The 16,145-nt window shown below is 36.0% G+C and carries 16 protein-coding genes; 5 read left to right on the forward strand and 11 right to left on the reverse strand.

Going from position 1 to position 16,145, the window contains the following annotated elements; all coding sequences use genetic code 11:
• Positions 1-6 precede the first annotated feature (6 nt).
• The 8 genes from CACET_RS10955 to CACET_RS10990 all read right to left on the reverse strand — a co-directional run bounded on the left by CACET_RS10955 (position 7) and on the right by CACET_RS10990 (position 7,646).
• Positions 7-249: a hypothetical protein gene (locus CACET_RS10955; RefSeq protein ID WP_044825016.1), complete on the reverse strand. Its 243-nt coding sequence runs from the start codon at positions 247-249 to the stop codon at positions 7-9.
• Positions 250-254: 5 nt separating this feature from the next.
• The gene (locus tag CACET_RS10960; RefSeq protein WP_044825015.1) at positions 255-923 is read right to left on the reverse strand and encodes a tetratricopeptide repeat protein; all 669 of its coding nucleotides are present in this window, start codon (positions 921-923) and stop codon (positions 255-257) included.
• Between the two features lie 15 nt (positions 924-938).
• A complete protein-coding gene (locus CACET_RS10965; RefSeq protein WP_242849905.1) occupies positions 939-2,180 on the reverse strand; it encodes an ATP-binding protein in 1,242 nt (413 codons plus the stop codon).
• Between the two features lie 436 nt (positions 2,181-2,616).
• On the reverse strand, positions 2,617-3,270 hold the full coding sequence (locus tag CACET_RS10970; protein WP_341409941.1) for a corrinoid protein: 654 nt from the start codon (positions 3,268-3,270) through the stop codon (positions 2,617-2,619).
• Between the two features lie 28 nt (positions 3,271-3,298).
• Positions 3,299-4,390: a uroporphyrinogen decarboxylase family protein gene (locus CACET_RS10975; protein ID WP_044825014.1), complete on the reverse strand. Its 1,092-nt coding sequence runs from the start codon at positions 4,388-4,390 to the stop codon at positions 3,299-3,301.
• 116 nt (positions 4,391-4,506) lie between these two features.
• Complete coding sequence (locus tag CACET_RS10980) at positions 4,507-5,364, reverse strand: ABC transporter permease (protein ID WP_169747295.1); 858 nt, start codon at positions 5,362-5,364, stop codon at positions 4,507-4,509.
• Positions 5,365-5,653: 289 nt separating this feature from the next.
• On the reverse strand, positions 5,654-6,709 hold the full coding sequence (locus CACET_RS10985; protein WP_052661447.1) for an ABC transporter substrate-binding protein: 1,056 nt from the start codon (positions 6,707-6,709) through the stop codon (positions 5,654-5,656).
• A 151-nt stretch (positions 6,710-6,860) separates the two neighbouring features.
• Positions 6,861-7,646 (reverse strand): ABC transporter ATP-binding protein, encoded by a 786-nt coding sequence (locus CACET_RS10990; protein ID WP_044825013.1) that lies wholly within the window; start codon positions 7,644-7,646, stop codon positions 6,861-6,863.
• A gap of 562 nt (positions 7,647-8,208) precedes the next feature.
• Between CACET_RS10990 and CACET_RS10995 the strand changes: the two genes are divergently transcribed.
• The 5 genes from CACET_RS10995 to CACET_RS11015 all read left to right on the forward strand — a co-directional run bounded on the left by CACET_RS10995 (position 8,209) and on the right by CACET_RS11015 (position 12,492).
• Positions 8,209-8,568 (forward strand): hypothetical protein, encoded by a 360-nt coding sequence (locus CACET_RS10995; protein WP_044825012.1) that lies wholly within the window; start codon positions 8,209-8,211, stop codon positions 8,566-8,568.
• 311 nt (positions 8,569-8,879) lie between these two features.
• Complete coding sequence (gene accB, locus CACET_RS11000; protein ID WP_044825011.1) at positions 8,880-9,350, forward strand: acetyl-CoA carboxylase biotin carboxyl carrier protein; 471 nt, start codon at positions 8,880-8,882, stop codon at positions 9,348-9,350.
• A 1-nt stretch (position 9,351) separates the two neighbouring features.
• Positions 9,352-10,728: an acetyl-CoA carboxylase biotin carboxylase subunit gene (locus CACET_RS11005; RefSeq protein WP_044825010.1), complete on the forward strand. Its 1,377-nt coding sequence runs from the start codon at positions 9,352-9,354 to the stop codon at positions 10,726-10,728.
• Positions 10,722-11,549 carry an acetyl-CoA carboxylase, carboxyltransferase subunit beta gene (gene accD, locus CACET_RS11010; RefSeq protein ID WP_044825009.1) on the forward strand — a complete coding sequence of 276 codons (828 nt, stop codon included), beginning with the start codon at positions 10,722-10,724 and terminating at the stop codon, positions 11,547-11,549. The genes CACET_RS11005 and accD overlap by 7 nt, the downstream gene beginning before the upstream one ends.
• Positions 11,542-12,492, forward strand: a complete 951-nt coding sequence (locus CACET_RS11015) for an acetyl-CoA carboxylase carboxyltransferase subunit alpha (RefSeq protein WP_044825008.1) — start codon at positions 11,542-11,544, stop codon at positions 12,490-12,492. Before accD ends, CACET_RS11015 begins: the two co-directional genes overlap by 8 nt.
• A gap of 141 nt (positions 12,493-12,633) precedes the next feature.
• Here CACET_RS11015 and CACET_RS11020 read toward each other — a convergent pair whose 3' ends face one another.
• The 3 genes from CACET_RS11020 to CACET_RS11030 are packed head-to-tail and all read right to left on the reverse strand — an operon-like array spanning position 12,634 to position 16,120.
• A complete protein-coding gene (locus CACET_RS11020) occupies positions 12,634-14,424 on the reverse strand; it encodes an ASKHA domain-containing protein (protein ID WP_044825007.1) in 1,791 nt (596 codons plus the stop codon).
• A complete protein-coding gene (locus tag CACET_RS11025; RefSeq protein ID WP_044825006.1) occupies positions 14,417-15,448 on the reverse strand; it encodes a methylcobamide:CoM methyltransferase MtbA in 1,032 nt (343 codons plus the stop codon). The genes CACET_RS11020 and CACET_RS11025 overlap by 8 nt, the downstream gene beginning before the upstream one ends.
• Before the next feature lie 15 nt (positions 15,449-15,463).
• Positions 15,464-16,120: a corrinoid protein gene (locus tag CACET_RS11030; protein WP_044825005.1), complete on the reverse strand. Its 657-nt coding sequence runs from the start codon at positions 16,118-16,120 to the stop codon at positions 15,464-15,466.
• Between the last annotated feature and the right edge of the window lie 25 nt (positions 16,121-16,145).

The raw sequence follows: 16,145 nt of genomic DNA on the forward strand, positions 1-16,145 counted from the left end.
TATCACCTACTTAAAGGAATTAATTCGGTTAGAAACATTGCCATTTTTACCGAAATAAGTGACTTTTTTCCCACTTTTTAGGCCCACAGAGATGCACTGACCTTTACTAAATCTTGTAGTCATATGGGGTCCTTTAAAGGTAATTCCACCGGCGGGACCATCTAGATAGGTAGTCATATTCATAAATTGATTGCCAGTTCTTATGGAACTAATACCTCCATTTTTTTTCTTAAAGTAAACGGTTTTCATCCTAGTTATCCCTCCAAAAGCGTTATTATTTTTTCTTGAATTTTTTCTTCTACCTGCTGCTTGTTTATTTTATATACTTCCTTTAATTTCCTGTGCACTTCAATATCTTCAGGCTTCTTTTCACAAGCTTTTTGAAGAAATACTACCGCTTTATCAAATTGCTGAAATTCATACAAAAGATAGCCATATACCTTATTGATAAGATAATGTTCTAATAAACAGTTCTTATCTTTAAAATAACTGTAGAAATAGTTAAAAGCGTCTACCTTGTTGCCCTTTTCATACTCCTTTAATCCATATAAACAAACTATAAAATCTTGTTTTTTGTCCTTCAGCAAATTTAAGCACATATCAATGTTCTTCATATTATTAGAAGCTAGAAAAACTAATTCAAGATTAATTTCCTGCTGTCTTGCCATCAGTTGCCCTAGCTTTTCTTTTATATATTGATCCTGTGTATCATGGCTTTCAAGCAAGATATCTACTTCCTTACAAGCAAAGTCATATTCCTTTTTCAGTTTATTGATCCTTGTATGAATCTTTCCATCGTCAAGAAAAGATGTTTCATCCCAAAGATCAAAGTTATCCACTGAGAACTTTTTCACAAACTTCAGCTTAGCGTCGTTATAGCCTTTAATTATTCCCTTAATTACTCCTCGATCATTATGCTCCACGGTGAATTCTCCTTTTTATTGTAGCTTTGCTATCTCCTTTTCGTACTCTTCCTGAGTAATAACCTCATGGTTTATCTTAAAGTTTTCCATACCTGTATATCTCTTTTTTATGTATTGATAGGCTTGGTCAAAGTCTGCTATTTCTACAGTTTCTCGTCGATTTTCTAAAGAAATAACAGCTGCATACAGAATCATATCCTTGATATCTGCTCCTGAGATATCTTCATACTTCTTTGCTAATAGAGCTTTAGTAACTTCTGCTGACAAAGGAAGTTCCTGGGGTAGATGGGTTTCCCATATCTTTTTTCTTCCTTCTTCGTTAGGCAGTCGAAATTCAACACTGGCTAAAATTCTTCTTTTAAAGGCTTCATCATAATTGCTTAATAGATTTGTGGTGAAGATGATCACCCCATCAAACCTTTCAATTTCTAGTAACATTACACTTCTAGTAATATTTACACCATAATCCGCTGATTGACTGACACTAGTGAGTCTTTTCCCCAAAAAAGAATCCGCTTCATCAAAAACCAAGACACCATCCTCTTCAATCGCCTTTTTAAATAGATTTCTAATATTTTTAGGCGTTTCTCCTACATACTTTGACTCTAGCTCAGCATAGTTCACTAAAAACAACTTTTTTCCTAATTTATGTGCAATAGCTTCTGCCATCATACTTTTTCCAGTACCTGGGGGACCATAAAAATTAAATACAGAAGCTCTACCGTTTGGCATTATTTTTTTTAGACCCCACTTATCAAAAAGCTTCTCTCTATGAAATACCATAGCTAGAGCTGATTGAATTTGTAGTTTTTCCTCTTCATTAACGTATACATCCTCCATACCCCATCGTGGGGTGAAGGAGAGAATACTTTCTTCCTTGGAATTTTCCTTGTTTTTTTCCTGTGGCAAAACCTCTTCATCTTCTCTAGAAATAACTAGAGTTTTTGGAAACTGATTGTATTTAGTAACATTATTTCTTAGTGCCTTATAAATCTCTTTTAACATGTTATTAACGATAGGCTCGTCTAACAATACTTCCTTGCCTTCTACATTAGCAAACAAAGCATCCTTAATTACAACTTTGCAGCTATCCTTTTCATTAATTTTGAAACCCTTCACAATGGTCTTTTTAAGGATTTCCTCTGTAACAATTTCTTTCTTGTCTTTAAAGGGAATCATATTTACGGCTCCTTTCTCTTTAATAGTCCTCTTGCATTTTGAATAAGCCTCTATCATTCCTTCATTTCTGCTTGGCATATTGTTAAATTTCGACAATTTATTTGAATTTCCTTCTATCTCTCTTTTTTTAGGCCAACTTTATTCCTTTTTAAGTGAAAAACATCCCCGCTTAGTATCAAAATATCTTATCTATTCATCAGCGAAAACAATACGCAGTATAACGTTTATGAAATAAAAATAGGAATTAACCTGCACAGACATCAACAGGAATTCCTATTTTTTTACTTTATTATTAATAATTTAATTAAAGCTGTTTTATACGATTTCAATATAATAGACATCCGCTGTTTAAGTGCTTTCTCTGTCATATAAAAAAGTCCCCTTATACTTTTAAAAAAAGATCTTCTCTCAGCAAGTTTGTGAACCCTATCATAATTAAAACAACGGTGCACAGGGAACTGTTATCAAAATTATTGTATTTTCAAAAACAGTTCAAAGTAATACATAGTTATAGTCATATAGTCATCAAGCTATTTACCACTTTCACTGCCTCCACCGCGTTTTTTCCATAACCATCTGCTCCTATCTTTTTTGCAAATGCAGGGGAAATAGGCCCTCCACCTACAACCACTTTAACATCACTGCGCAAACCCTCTTCCTCCAAAAGCTCTACAACCCTTTTTATATTTCCTGTAGAAGTAGACATCAAAGTAGAAAGTGCAACCACACTTGCTTTCTTCTCCTTTACTGTTTCAATAAAACGAGTAGCAGGAACATCACGTCCTAAGTCTATTAGTTCATATCCAGCTGCTTCTAGCATGATCTTTACCAGGTTTTTGCCAATGTCATGGGTATCTCCCTCCACCACGCCAATTACTATCCTGCATTTTTGCTGAGAACTAGCTTCTTCTAAATGGGGGCGTAAAACATCAAGACCGTTATACATAGCATCTGAACAAATCATTAGCTCAGGAATAAAGTATTCTTCCTCTTCATATAAATTTGCTGCCTTATTCATCCCATCTACTAACCCATACAAAATTCCATCCATAGCGGGATAACCAGATTTTATGTATTCTTCAGCGATTGAAATGACTTTTTCATCTTCCATTCCCACTACACATTTTGACAGTTCTTTAAAAAACTCTTCCTTACTCCTCATTGACATCCAGTCCCTCCTTGTTTCATTGATCATGTTATTTTCTACAATCTTCTAGCATCTTTATTACCCTTTCAACATCTACAGGGTATCCCACCTCTTTGACGGTATCCATCATCATCTGTATGTTGTCAAAAGGGGTATCCACAGGAAGGCTGCATCCAGACATCACCACATAACCTTTAGGAGAATCATAAGCATCTAAAATACACTCCAGTGTTTTTATACGAACCTCTAGGGGCGTTCCTGAGTGCATGATTCCACTAGGATCTACATTTCCTAATAGCTTAACATCATTACCGATGACCCTCTTACAGTCTTTCAAACTGGCAACATTATCAATACTCATACCCCCAATCCCCATGTCTGCAAGATCCCTCCAGATCTTATCCGTTTGTCCACAGATATGCATCACCACTTTTGTAGCATTATAACTATCAATAAAGTCAATCAGTTCCTTAAGATAAGGCAGTGAGAATTCTCGAAAAACCTTTGGGCTGACAACTGTACAGGAGGACATTGGTTCAGATATAGTAGGGTTTAGCCCTATCTCCAACGCCGCTTTGGCATATGCTTTACAAGTTTCTAGAGAAATACGACAAAGCTTATGAAGTGCTTCTGGATTCTTGTGAATCAATTTCAACGTTTTATCAACACCAAACAGAAAAAATGCATTAGTAAAAGGTCCAACAATACCAGCAGAACATTTTATCTCATCCTTTGCTAAATCCCGAAGATATTTCATTGCATCTACATGTATCGGTAATCTCCCATCCTTGTAGGGATCAGCAGGACACAGTGTATCAATATCCTCTATACGAGAAATTGCAGGTTTTGCTAAGTCAGCTGTAGCATCATCAGGAAAAGTGACAGTTGCTCCCATGGCCTCTGCCCATGTGAACAAATCCGTAAAGATACGCATACTATCGCAGCCAAACTTACGATAAACTGCCATTTGTGCCTCAGCAATCGCTTTAGGATTGTAATTGAACTCAGAAATTCTACAACCATAGACTCTGGCAGCTCCATTTGCAATATTAGGATTACAAGGCAGCCTATCGACTTCCCTTCCATTGGCAATTGCTTCTGCTCTTTGGGCTGGGGTCATGGTATCTGTTGTATTCAGCATAAATCATCCCTCATCTCAGATTTATTTACATTCAACTAATGGTTTTTCAACGCCTTTGCAAGGATTGTAATTATATTAAGATCCTTGTAAAAAATATCAACAATGACTTTTATCTCTTAATTATTAATAGTCCAACGTAAAATTCTAGATTTTATCAAATCAAATAAGTACATAATACTGACCAATACAACCCCCATAAAGATAAATCCAACAATTACAAGGTCAAATCGTGCAAAGTCAGCGTAATACTGGACAAAGTAACCCATCCCGGAAGTGGCTCCAAACATTTCTGCAACTGTAAGCAATACAAAGGAAAATTTAAGTGCAACAGCACATCCTGAGAGTATGGTGGGAGAAGCTGCTGGCAGTATTATCCTAAACAATTTTTCGGCTCCTGTTATCTCTAATGTAGCTGCACTTTCTAAATGTTTCTTATCAATGGTCATTACACCATTAACAGTTGTACCTAATATCGGCCAAAATGCCCCAATGAATATAATGAATATAGAAGCACTTCGAAAAGATGGAAAAATATAAATAGCAAAGGGTGTCAAAAGAGTGGCAGGAACAGCACTGAAAGCGTTGATATAGGGGGTAATATTTTCTCTCAACACTCTTTTTAAGCCGATAACTACACCGAGACTTATCCCTAGACTTAATGCCATAACGTATGCTGGAATAAGCAATTTTAAAGAGCTTTTTAGTCCTTGCATTAACTGACCAAAATAAGAAAAAAAGGCTGGTACGATTTTGTTGAGTTCTGGAAATAGAAAGGAATCCAGTATGCCAAAAGTACTGGTTGCAAGATAGTATGAAGTTATTATTCCAATAAAAATTACAACCATCCCTAACCTATTGGTTACATATTCTTTTATATCAATATTTTTTAAGAAATGTAAGACATTATATTGAGGCTTTAAGGTTTCTTGTAAAAGGTAGGTTGGACCTAATTTATTTGTTGTATGTTTTTTCATACAATCACTCCTTCAAAATATGAATATTGTATTTAAACTTCAATCTTTTTTACAAAAGGTAGACTTGATATATCTGTATATCAAGTCTACCTAAGTTTGATTATGTAATTCATAGGCGCTAACTTAACACAATTATTACCAAAATTCTCTTGCACTGTCATCCTGAGGGTAGCGAAGGATCTTGGAATAACGAAGAATTTTGCTAATACTAAGATCCTTCGACTCCGCTTTGCTCCGCTCAGGATGACAAATTATGGTTTAAGTTAACGCTAATGTTATGTAATTGAGACTACAGGTTATTATTCTCAAACATCATTAACTTTTCCTTTAAAAACGAACTATTTGGATAGTCTCTCATCAAAGAATCCAAGGCTGCCTTGTAATTAGAGGTGTTTATATGGTCTTCTATATCAATAGTAGGGTCAATAATATAACCAAAGGACTGCATCTTCTTCCACATAGTTATTACGCTGTTTTTATATGGATCTGTTTCATAAATCATGTGGGGACTGAGTAAGAAGCTTTCTGCTGTTTCTACACTCATATCTAAATTTTCAACTGTTAACTCAACAACTCGACCCATATCTTCCTGCATAGCTTCTTCTGCCCTCAAATATGCTCGCAACAGTTTTTGCGCTGCCTCAGGATTTTCCTCAAGCCAGCTTGTTTTTGCAATCATACGACAGCAGGAATGGTTGGGCCACAACTCATCTGGCCATAATACAATCTTCATTCCAGCTTCAGCTATTTGAAGCTCGAAACCTGTGGATACCGCACCAAAATCTACTTCACCATTACGCACAGCTTCCATAACATCTGGATTTCTTTTCATTTCAACAAAGGTAACATCTTTTTCTAGGTCAAAGCCTGCATCATGCAAAATACCCTTTAGTACAATATCAGGGGTACCACCTCTCATGATAGCAATTTTTTTACCTCTAAAATCTTCTACACTATTGTATACTGTGTCTGGCATAGCAAAAACAGGTGTTGCACCGATAATCATATAACCGCCAAAAATAGTAAATTCTTGTCCATTAGCAATCTGGATTAATGGACCTCCAGTACCATAGGTAGAAATTACATCTACTTGGCCTGAACTTAGTGCAGAAAAGGCATCTGATCCATTGTTAATGTAAACAAGTTCAACATCAACACCTTCTTCTTCTAGATACCCCTTGTCCTCAGCAAGAAATTGGAATACCTGACCAGAGGTTGCCTGTGCAGCTAATCTAATTTTTGTCTTCTCACTAGCATCTGCTGTTTTAGAAGTAGTTGTAGAACATCCAACCAATAGCATTAGTAATGCCATTAAAAGTACTATAAGTTTTTTAGTTTTTTTCATTTTCATACTCCTTTACTGATTTTTGTTTATACAAAGACTATGGTAAAGCTATTATTGACCTTATATCAAAGCATAGCACTATGAATGATAAATAATGACCAGCACTACTGATAATTTGTTATGATAAATCAATATAGGTCTTTAGCATAGTCTATATATTTACCTTCATTTGAACCTCATTGTGTATAATCTTTATAAGTTGATTCCGTAACTCCATCACCTGTAAATCATCATGCATTGTTTTCCTATCTAAGTTTTTTTCCTTCTTAAATGAATAGCTATAAATAATCTTACTGGGAGATTGACCAAAAACAAAAATATCTGTTGCCAAAAGCAGTGCCTCATCCACATCATGAGTAACAAAAAAAATCGTCTTGCGATTCTCTGTTTCCTTCTTCCATAATTCCAAAACCAAATCTTGTAACTTAGCTCTTGTTACCGCATCCAATGCACCAAAGGGCTCATCCATCAAAAGAATAGGAGGATCAATGCTAAAGGCACGGGCAATTGCACAACGTTGTTTCATACCACCAGAAAGTTCCTTAGGAAGTTTGTCAAAAACTGCCTCATCTAACTCTACATCTTTGATTCTTTTTATGGCTTCATCTTTACGTTGTTTAGCGTTCATCTTCTTAAACTTCTGTTTAAGAGCAATCATAATATTTTCTCCCGCCGTCATCCAAGGAAAAAGCCCATAGTCTTGGAATACCACACCTCTTTGCAATCCTGCTTTTTTAACGGGCTCATTGTTTACAAGAATTTCTCCAGTACTTGGTTTCTCCAAGCCTGCAAGCAAACGCAAAAATGTGCTTTTTCCACACCCAGACTGACCTAGTAGACATATAAATGCTCCCGATTTCACTTTCATATTAATATCATCTAATATTACATCCTTATCATAAGAAAAGCTTAAGTGCTTCACTGATACATCCAGCATAAAATTCCTCCCTTTTCTGCTGCTTCTACATGATAATTTTTATGAGGGACCATTTAAAGTTATCACAGTTATAACCAACTTGCTAATTGATAATATTGATTATATAACTATAGCTCATTAATTTTTTCAATAATTACCAAATTTATAAATATAGTAAATCTTCTTATCTTCTAAAAAAGGAAAAATTTCATTTGTTATTTCCTTCTTAAAAACGCAGGAAATAAGTCTCTAGTTTTTCTAAACCTTTGATTAGGCGCCTTTTAAAATATTAGATAAAATTTCTCTGCGGATGAGCATTTCGTAGATTGTATTATGTATACAGAGATAATCTTTCATAAGTAGCTTTTGTCGAGTTTTGTCGAGTTTGATATTTTTATAACAATATATTATGATAGTTCTGTGGAAAGAACAGAGAAAAAATTGTTTTCTCAAAATTTTCTTAAATTAGCTGAATTTCAGCTTATAATTGCTTTAAAGCATAAATAAAAATAGCCAAAAAAGACTTCTAGTCATAAGCTATTACTAAAAATTCACCCAAACATCTAAAGGAGGACTCGTCAATATGTGTGAAAAACAAAACAAAGATTATATAGTAAAGGATACATTGCTTCAAGAATATGCTTCTATTTTTACAAAAAACAGTATCCCAGGTAAAGAAAATGGTGTTGCTCTTGAGAGATTTCAAGAAGCTTTAAAAAGCAGTAACTTTGGCGTAATAAGAAAAGTTGTAGAGAAAGTTGAAGAATTAACTGAATTACAAAAAGAATATAGAGATGCTTTTGTGAAAAGTAGCATTCCAGGTAAAGAAAGCAGCGCTGCTCTTGAGAGATTTCAAGAAGGTTTAATAAATGGTAACTTTGGCATATTAAGAAAACCAACAATGGAATGGAGTTATGAAGAAATTACTGCCAAAGCATCTTAATGATTATTAAGCAGCGGAGACAGTATACAATAGAATGTTTATAAAATAAAAATAGGAATCAACCTGCATATATCAACAGGAATTCCTATTTTTATTTTTTGCTTTTTATGGCAAGCTAATAAGTACACCAAATTCTAAATGCTTTTTTAGGGCTTAGAAGAATTTATCTTATAAACCTCCCAATGCTTTAAACTTGCACTTCCCCCTATGTTTATGGTATAATATCAAGTATTAGTACCAGGTGATAATGTATTAATAAAAATTAAGTCTCTTACATATGATAACATAAACTTAAGGAGGTTTTATAAACTATGGATATGAAAGAAATTAAGGAATTAATTTTGACAATAGACAAAACCAGCATACAGACAGTAGAAATAGAAAAAAGTGATATTAAGATAAAGATTGATAAAAGGTCTACAGATAAGAATGCCTCTTCAGCCATTGTTACAGAAACAAACAAAGTACAGGTAGTACCTACAGATGTAGAAATTGAAGAAAATAATATAGAATATAATAAGCCTTTAAATGAGGATGAAAATATTTATACAGTAAAATCCTCTATGGTAGGTACTTTCTATGAAAAACCTAGCCCCGATGCTCCATCTTTTGTAAAACCAGGGGATAAAGTAGAAAAAGGTCAGACCTTATGCATTATTGAGGCTATGAAAATGATGAATGAAATACAATGCGAATCAGAAGGTGAAATTATAGAAATATTGGTAGAAAACGAGGATATCGTTGAATACGGCCAACCTTTAATGAAAATCAGGAGGTACTAGGATGTTTAAAAGAATACTTATTGCTAATAGAGGGGAAATAGCGCTTAGAATCATCCGGGCCTGCAAAGATATGGGAATAGAAACTGTAGCTGTTTACTCAGAAATCGACGGAGATTCTGCCCATGTGCATATGGCAGATAAGGCAATTTGTATAGGGCCTGCCACATCCAAAAAAAGTTATTTAAATATCGATAACATAATAAGTGCAGCCCTTATTACAAAATGTGAAGCCATACATCCAGGTTACGGATTCCTCTCAGAGAACTCTAAATTAGTAGAGGCATGTCAGCTAAATGACATCAAGTTTATTGGCCCCTCTAAAGAACATATGGAGAAAATGGGAAACAAGTCTGAAGCTAAAAAAACAATGATAGAAGCTGGTGTACCCGTTGTCCCTGGTTCTGAAGGTTCTACAAATAAAGCTGAGGAGGCCTTCGAAGTGGCCAAAGCTATCGGATTTCCTGTTATCATAAAAGCTGTTAGCGGTGGTGGTGGCAGAGGAATGAGAATCGTACATTTGGAAAAAGAATTTATTGAAAAATTCAACATGGCAAAGACAGAATCTGCTACAGCCTTTAACGATGATGCTATGTATGTGGAAAAGTTTATAGAAGAACCTAGACATGTAGAGTTTCAGATATTAGCAGACCATCACGGTAATGTAATTCATCTTGGAGAAAGAGACTGTAGTATACAAAGAAGAAATCAAAAGGTTTTAGAAGAAGCTCCTTCTGCCGTCATAGATGAAAATTTGAGAAGTAAAATGGGGGAAATGGCTCTTAGAGCAGCTAAATCCGTTAATTATACAAACGCTGGAACAATAGAATTTTTGTTGGATAAATATAACAATTTTTATTTCATAGAGATGAATACAAGAATACAGGTGGAACACCCTGTAACTGAGATGGTAACTGGTATAGACTTAATAAAAGAACAAATCAGAATAAGCTATGGTGAAAAATTAAGTGTGACACAGAAGGAAATCCTCATCAATGGCCACGCTATTGAATGTAGAATAAATGCAGAAGATCCTAACGAGGACTTTAGACCTTCTCCCGGTGAGATAGAGGGATATTTTCCTCCCGGTGGTTATGGTGTTAGAATGGATAGCCATATCTACAGTGGTTATAGAATCCCCCCTACCTATGATTCCATGATCGGTAAACTTATCGTGTGGGGAAAAGATAGAAATGAAGCTATAGATAGAATGCGAAGAGCTTTAGATGAAATTGCAATTACTGGTATTAGTACAAATATTGAATTTCAAAAGCAAATAATAAACAATAAAAATTTCCAAGAAAATAAATTAGATACTTCCTTTATAGATAAAGAATTTTCTAATAATAAGCCTACGGGAATGGAGGTAATAGAATGTTAAAGGACCTCTTCAGCAAAAAAAAATATGCACCTATTGTTGTCTCCGACCAGCAACAGAAAAAAAAGTCCACATCTACTAATACTACAAAGCCAGCTCCAGTAAGCTCACAAAAGGTTGAAAAACTTAAAGGGATAGGGGCTAGAGATAGAATCAAGGAATTAATAGACGAGGGTACATTTGTTGAATATGATATAGAATTAAAATCAGCAGATCCCTTAAATTTTCCCGATTATGCCAACAAGGTTACAGCAGCCATGACCAATACCAATGAAAACGAAGTGGTAATTACAGGTGAAGGAAAAATTCAAGGACGATCCTGTATCCTCTGTGTAATGGACCCTAACTTCATTATGGGCAGTATGGGTTCTGTAGTAGGAGAAAAAATCACAAGAGCTATTGAAAAGGCTATTGAAAATAAACTCCCTGTTATTATTTTTTGTGCCTCTGGTGGTGCTAGGATGCAGGAGGGAATTTTGTCCTTAATGCAGATGGCTAAAACATCAGCGGCTTTAGCTAGGTTATCGGAAGAAGGATTATTGTATATTTCTGTCCTAACTGATCCAACCACAGGCGGCGTTACTGCTAGTTTTGCTATGTTAGGAGATATTATTCTTGCTGAGCCTGGAGCTCTTATTGGGTTTGCAGGTCCTAGAGTGATTGAACAGACCATTAGACAGAAACTTCCCGAAGGATTTCAAAAGGCTGAGTTTTTAAAAGCAAAGGGCTTTGTTGATAAAATCGTAGATAGAAAAGATATGCGAAGTGTTCTATCTAAAATTTTAAAAATCCACGCAGTAGGCGGTGAACAAATAGATGCTTAATATTTTGGAGTTTGAAAAACCCATTCATGAGCTTGAAGGAAAAATTAATGAATTAAAAAGTTTTGCAGACAAAAATAATATCAATCTATCTCATGAGCTTGAGGTGCTGACAAAAAAGCTAGAAGTGATGAGAAAGGAAGTTTATGAAAATCTAAGTGCATGGCAAAAAGTAAAATTAGCACGACTTCAGGAAAGGCCAAAATCTTTAGATTATATTGAAAGACTCATTACTGACTTTACAGAGTTTCATGGAGATCGATTTTATGGAGACGACAAATCCATCGTAGCAGGAATCGGAATCTTTGAAGGACTGCCTGTAACAGTAATAGGTCATCAAAAAGGTAAAGATACAAATGAAAATGTTAAAAGAAACTTTGGTATGCCCCATCCAGAGGGATACAGAAAAGCCTTAAGACTAATGAAGCAGGCAGAAAAGTTTAAAAGACCTGTTATAACCTTTATTGACACACCAGGTGCTTATTGTGGCTTAGCTGCTGAGGAAAGGGGTCAGGGGGAAGCTATCGCTATGAACTTGTTGGAAATGAGCAGGTTAAAAACCCCTACCCTCTCCGTCGTCATAGGGGAAGGTGGCAGCGGCGGTGCTTTGGCACTTGGTGTTGCAGATCGAGTTTGCATGTTGGAACACGCTATATACTCTGTAATATCCCCTGAAGGTCTTTCTAGTATCCTCTGGAAAGATGCCACCCTTGCAGAAAAAGCAGCTGATATTATGAAATTAACCGCTCAAAACTTACTCTCTTTAAATGTTATAGATGCTATCGTTAAAGAACCTTTGGGCGGTGCTCATAAAGACATAGATTATACAGCAAATAATATCAAGCAATATATCTCCAAAGAATTAAAAACCCTTAGAAAAATGAATACTGTAGAATTACTGGATACTAGGTACAAAAAACTTAGACAAATAGGGGTTTGGCAGTAAGTCCAGCAAGCTGAAACATCGGGGAAACAGATGCTCAGAGGTAAAGGCTTAACCCTGCAAGAAAAATCCAGATAAATAGACCTAAAACCTCCATACTAGTAATATAGAGGTTTTAGGTCTTTATAGTTAAAAATATAAACTTTAAATGGAAAATAAGAGACACTGAGTAAACAATCGCTCATATCCTTCTGATGCTCCCAGTTCCATATAATCCATTTTATTTGCTAATTCTTCAATTTCTTTTCTTGCTTCTGCAGACATTAATGCCATATAGGCCCCTGTTTTAGAAGCATTTCCTACATAGGTTATTTTCTCCTTGACTTCTTCTGGCAAAATTCCTGTTCCTACTAAACTCTCTGCTGGTAGATGTGCTCCAAACTGCCCTGCGATCATCACCTTATCAAGTTGATGCATAGCTATATTTGCCTGTTTTAGTAGAGCATAAAAACCTGAGAGGATAGCACCCTTTGCTAATTGCACCTGACGGACATCCCCTTGGGTAATTAACAGTTCTTCAGCACCATCCTTTAAAAGGAAGGCTCGCTTTTTCCCATCTACTTGAATCATCTCATAGCGATAATCTGACTCTTCTAGTTTTTCTTTCTTTATAAATGCCCCGTCTTTTTTTACAAGTCCTACACGGATCAATTCCTTGATAACAGATAATATGCCACTGCCACATATTCCTACGGGTTCTGCATTGCCTATAACTTTAAGTTCAATTCCAGCTTCAGTGATGTTTACCTCTTCAATTGCACCCTCTGCGGCCCTCATACCAGAAGTAATATTCATCCCCTCTAAGGCAGGACCTGCAGCACAGGAACAGGATAATAATTTTCCATGATTGGATAAAACGATCTCTCCATTTGTTCCAATATCTATAAATAGAATGTTTTCCTTTGCCTTATGAAGTTCACATACATAAGCGCCTGCTACAATATCTGCCCCGATATAGGATGAAACCGATGGAAGGCAATAAAGTCTTGTCCCCTGTGCTGCCCTTAAACCAACATCTTGGGCTAATATATTTTTTGATTTTACAAAAACTGGAGCGTAGGGAGACCTTCCGATGGATGTGGCATCGATTCCTAAAAGAAAATGCATCATTGTACAGTTTGCTGCCACAGCAATCTCATAAATGTTGCTTTTATTTATTTCAGATTGATTGCATAGGTCTTCAATCATTTCATTGATTCCCTTAACAATTGCATGCTGCAACTTTGTTTTTGCATCCTTTGGATTCTCCAACTCATAAGTAATCCTAGTAAGAACATCAAGACCAAACTGTTTTTGAGGATTAATCATGGAGGCTGTAGCCACTTCCTCACCTGTCTTTATATCAATTAATGCCGCTACAAGGGTGGTGGTTCCAATATCAATGGCAATGCCATAAAGAGAATGGGTAGTATCACCAGACTCGATACCAATGAGGTCATCATGGTGAAAAACCCCAGTGACTTTTCCGTAGGCAATTTCATGTTGCAATAATCGCCAATCAAGTTTTTGGATGCCTAGTGTAGCACATAGGGCATCCTCAAAGGAATCTTGCTTCTCTAAAGTTGGTTTTTCTATTTGGAAAACTTTTTTATGGATCGCAGGATGAAAGCTGAATTTAGGTAGATACCCCTTGGTAAGAATCTCATGCTTTCTTTCTCTTTGTAAGACTTCTATTGTAATGTCTTCTTGTGGTACTACAAGACAGGATAGTCTTATACCAGTATGGATTTCTTCTTGTTTCAGAAACTTCTCTTCTGTCTCCGAGATAGCAGGTAGTTTTCCTTCTAAAAGCCTGATTTTACATTTTCCGCAGGAACCTTTTCCATTACAGGGGTTATCCACAAAAACTTCATTTTCTAGTAATAGCTGTAATAAATCTTTATTCGGCACATATTCAATGGTTTTGTTTTTATTCTTAATAAAAATCTTAGGCATCGATGATGGCATCTCCTTTTTTTAAGGATGCTAACATTGATCTTACATTCTTTAATGGAGACTTCATCCCAAGACCACATGCAGGGGATAGGATATTTGCTCCGTCTTTTACACATTTTTGTGTTAACTCAGTGACCTTCCTAGGTTCGCCGAATTCAATGGTATAAGTACTGACGTTCCCCATTAGCAATCTCTCCGGTAGATTCTCTTTTGCTTCCTTCATACTGACGATGGAATCAAAGCTTAGAACATCACTTTTTATTTCGTTTACTTCCCCATAGACATTCTTCATTCGCCCGCATATATGCACAATAGTTCCTATATTTTCTTTTTGTACAACTTCAACAATTTTATTGATATATTTCACAGCAAATTCTTGAAACAGCTTTGGCCCTAAAATTTCACCGGTGCCGCTTGGATCGGAAATCCCAATAATATCTGCTCCTGCTTCTATCTGCTTTTTTGCAAATAAAATCAGTTGATCTGTAACAAAATCAATAAATTCATGTGCCTCATCATTTTTCTTTCTTAATTCTTTATAAAAAACAACCGGTTCCATGATGGAGCTTGCTACGCTAATAGGGCCAGTTAGATTGCCTATGATGGGTACACCCCTATCCTTTGACTTCAACAATTTAATGGCATCAAGCACTACTTTTGCTCTTCCCTGCTGAAAATTAATTTTAGAAACTTTTTTCCATTCCTTCACAGAACTCATCATATATTCAACTACATGAGGCTCATAAATGTTTGTCCCCATATCTACCTTTGCTCCAAAGTCTTCTGCTTCGATGGTCATGCAGAAGGGCACACCATAGTTTTCAAAGCAGCCCTTCTCATATACTGCCGTTGCCAAATCCGCCATCATCTCTGCATTCATATGGGCCTGTGGAAAGGTTATTTCAACCTCTTCTATTAACTCTGTTGTCACCATATTCATCATGCCTCCAGGACAAATACATGGTGGTCGATCAACACCTTCTCTGTTGAGGACCCTATTTAACCGTTCCTTTGGCGATAACATAGTTTTCACCTCTTTCTATGCTATATCCAGCAGGTTTTTTACCGTTTTCACTGCTTCAACTGCATTAGAAGCGTAACCATCTGCACCGATGGTATCAGCATACTTTTTTGAAATTGGTCCCCCACCTATTAGCACTTTTACTTGTTCTTTTAAGTCTGCTTCCTTCAGCAGTTCTATCACCTTGCCCATACCACCCATTGTTGTGGTCATCAATGTTGACATACATACAAAGGAAGCATTCACTTCTTTGGCCTTATCAACAAAATGCTGTAGTGGAACATCTCTTCCCAAGTCAAGCATCTCAAATCCAGCTGTCTCTAACATGATTTTCACTAGATTCTTTCCAATATCATGGGTATCTCCTTCTACTACCCCAATCACACCTTTTATCTTTTCCTTTTCTGCCTCCTCTGCAGGAAGATGCGGTCTTAAAACTGCTAACCCTTCATACATAGCATCGGAACATAGCAATACATCCGTAACAAAGTATTCTTCTTCTTCAAACAGTTGGCTTGCACGGTTCATACCATCCACAAGCCCCTCCATGATCCCGTCAAATATTGTATATCCTGCTGCTATATATTCATTACATGCCTCAATGACATCTTCTTCCTCCATATTCACTACACCTTCTGATAATCTTTTTAGTAATTCTTCCTTTGATGCTGGCATCTTTTTTCCCTCCAATTTATTATTA

The sequence above is a fragment of the Clostridium aceticum genome (assembly GCF_001042715.1).
Classification (GTDB): Bacteria; Bacillota; Clostridia; order Peptostreptococcales; family Natronincolaceae; genus Andreesenella; species Andreesenella acetica.

Excerpts from the sequence above, each read along its gene's own strand:
- CACET_RS10985 (WP_052661447.1), bottom strand. The coding sequence starts at position 6,709 with ATGAAAAAAACTAAAAAACTTATAGTACTTTTAATGGCATTACTAATG.
- CACET_RS10975 (WP_044825014.1), bottom strand. The coding sequence starts at position 4,390 with ATGCTGAATACAACAGATACCATGACCCCAGCCCAAAGAGCAGAAGCA.
- CACET_RS10970 (WP_341409941.1), bottom strand. The coding sequence starts at position 3,270 with ATGTCAATGAGGAGTAAGGAAGAGTTTTTTAAAGAACTGTCAAAATGT.
- CACET_RS11020 (WP_044825007.1), bottom strand. The coding sequence starts at position 14,424 with ATGCCTAAGATTTTTATTAAGAATAAAAACAAAACCATTGAATATGTG.
- CACET_RS10995 (WP_044825012.1), top strand. The coding sequence starts at position 8,209 with ATGTGTGAAAAACAAAACAAAGATTATATAGTAAAGGATACATTGCTT.
- accB (WP_044825011.1), top strand. The coding sequence starts at position 8,880 with ATGGATATGAAAGAAATTAAGGAATTAATTTTGACAATAGACAAAACC.
- CACET_RS11005 (WP_044825010.1), top strand. The coding sequence starts at position 9,352 with ATGTTTAAAAGAATACTTATTGCTAATAGAGGGGAAATAGCGCTTAGA.
- accD (WP_044825009.1), top strand. The coding sequence starts at position 10,722 with ATGTTAAAGGACCTCTTCAGCAAAAAAAAATATGCACCTATTGTTGTC.
- CACET_RS11025 (WP_044825006.1), bottom strand. The coding sequence starts at position 15,448 with ATGTTATCGCCAAAGGAACGGTTAAATAGGGTCCTCAACAGAGAAGGT.
- CACET_RS10990 (WP_044825013.1), bottom strand. The coding sequence starts at position 7,646 with ATGCTGGATGTATCAGTGAAGCACTTAAGCTTTTCTTATGATAAGGAT.
- CACET_RS11030 (WP_044825005.1), bottom strand. The coding sequence starts at position 16,120 with ATGCCAGCATCAAAGGAAGAATTACTAAAAAGATTATCAGAAGGTGTA.
- CACET_RS11015 (WP_044825008.1), top strand. The coding sequence starts at position 11,542 with ATGCTTAATATTTTGGAGTTTGAAAAACCCATTCATGAGCTTGAAGGA.
- CACET_RS10965 (WP_242849905.1), bottom strand. The coding sequence starts at position 2,180 with ATGCCAAGCAGAAATGAAGGAATGATAGAGGCTTATTCAAAATGCAAG.
- CACET_RS10980 (WP_169747295.1), bottom strand. The coding sequence starts at position 5,364 with ATGAAAAAACATACAACAAATAAATTAGGTCCAACCTACCTTTTACAA.
- CACET_RS10955 (WP_044825016.1), bottom strand. The coding sequence starts at position 249 with ATGAAAACCGTTTACTTTAAGAAAAAAAATGGAGGTATTAGTTCCATA.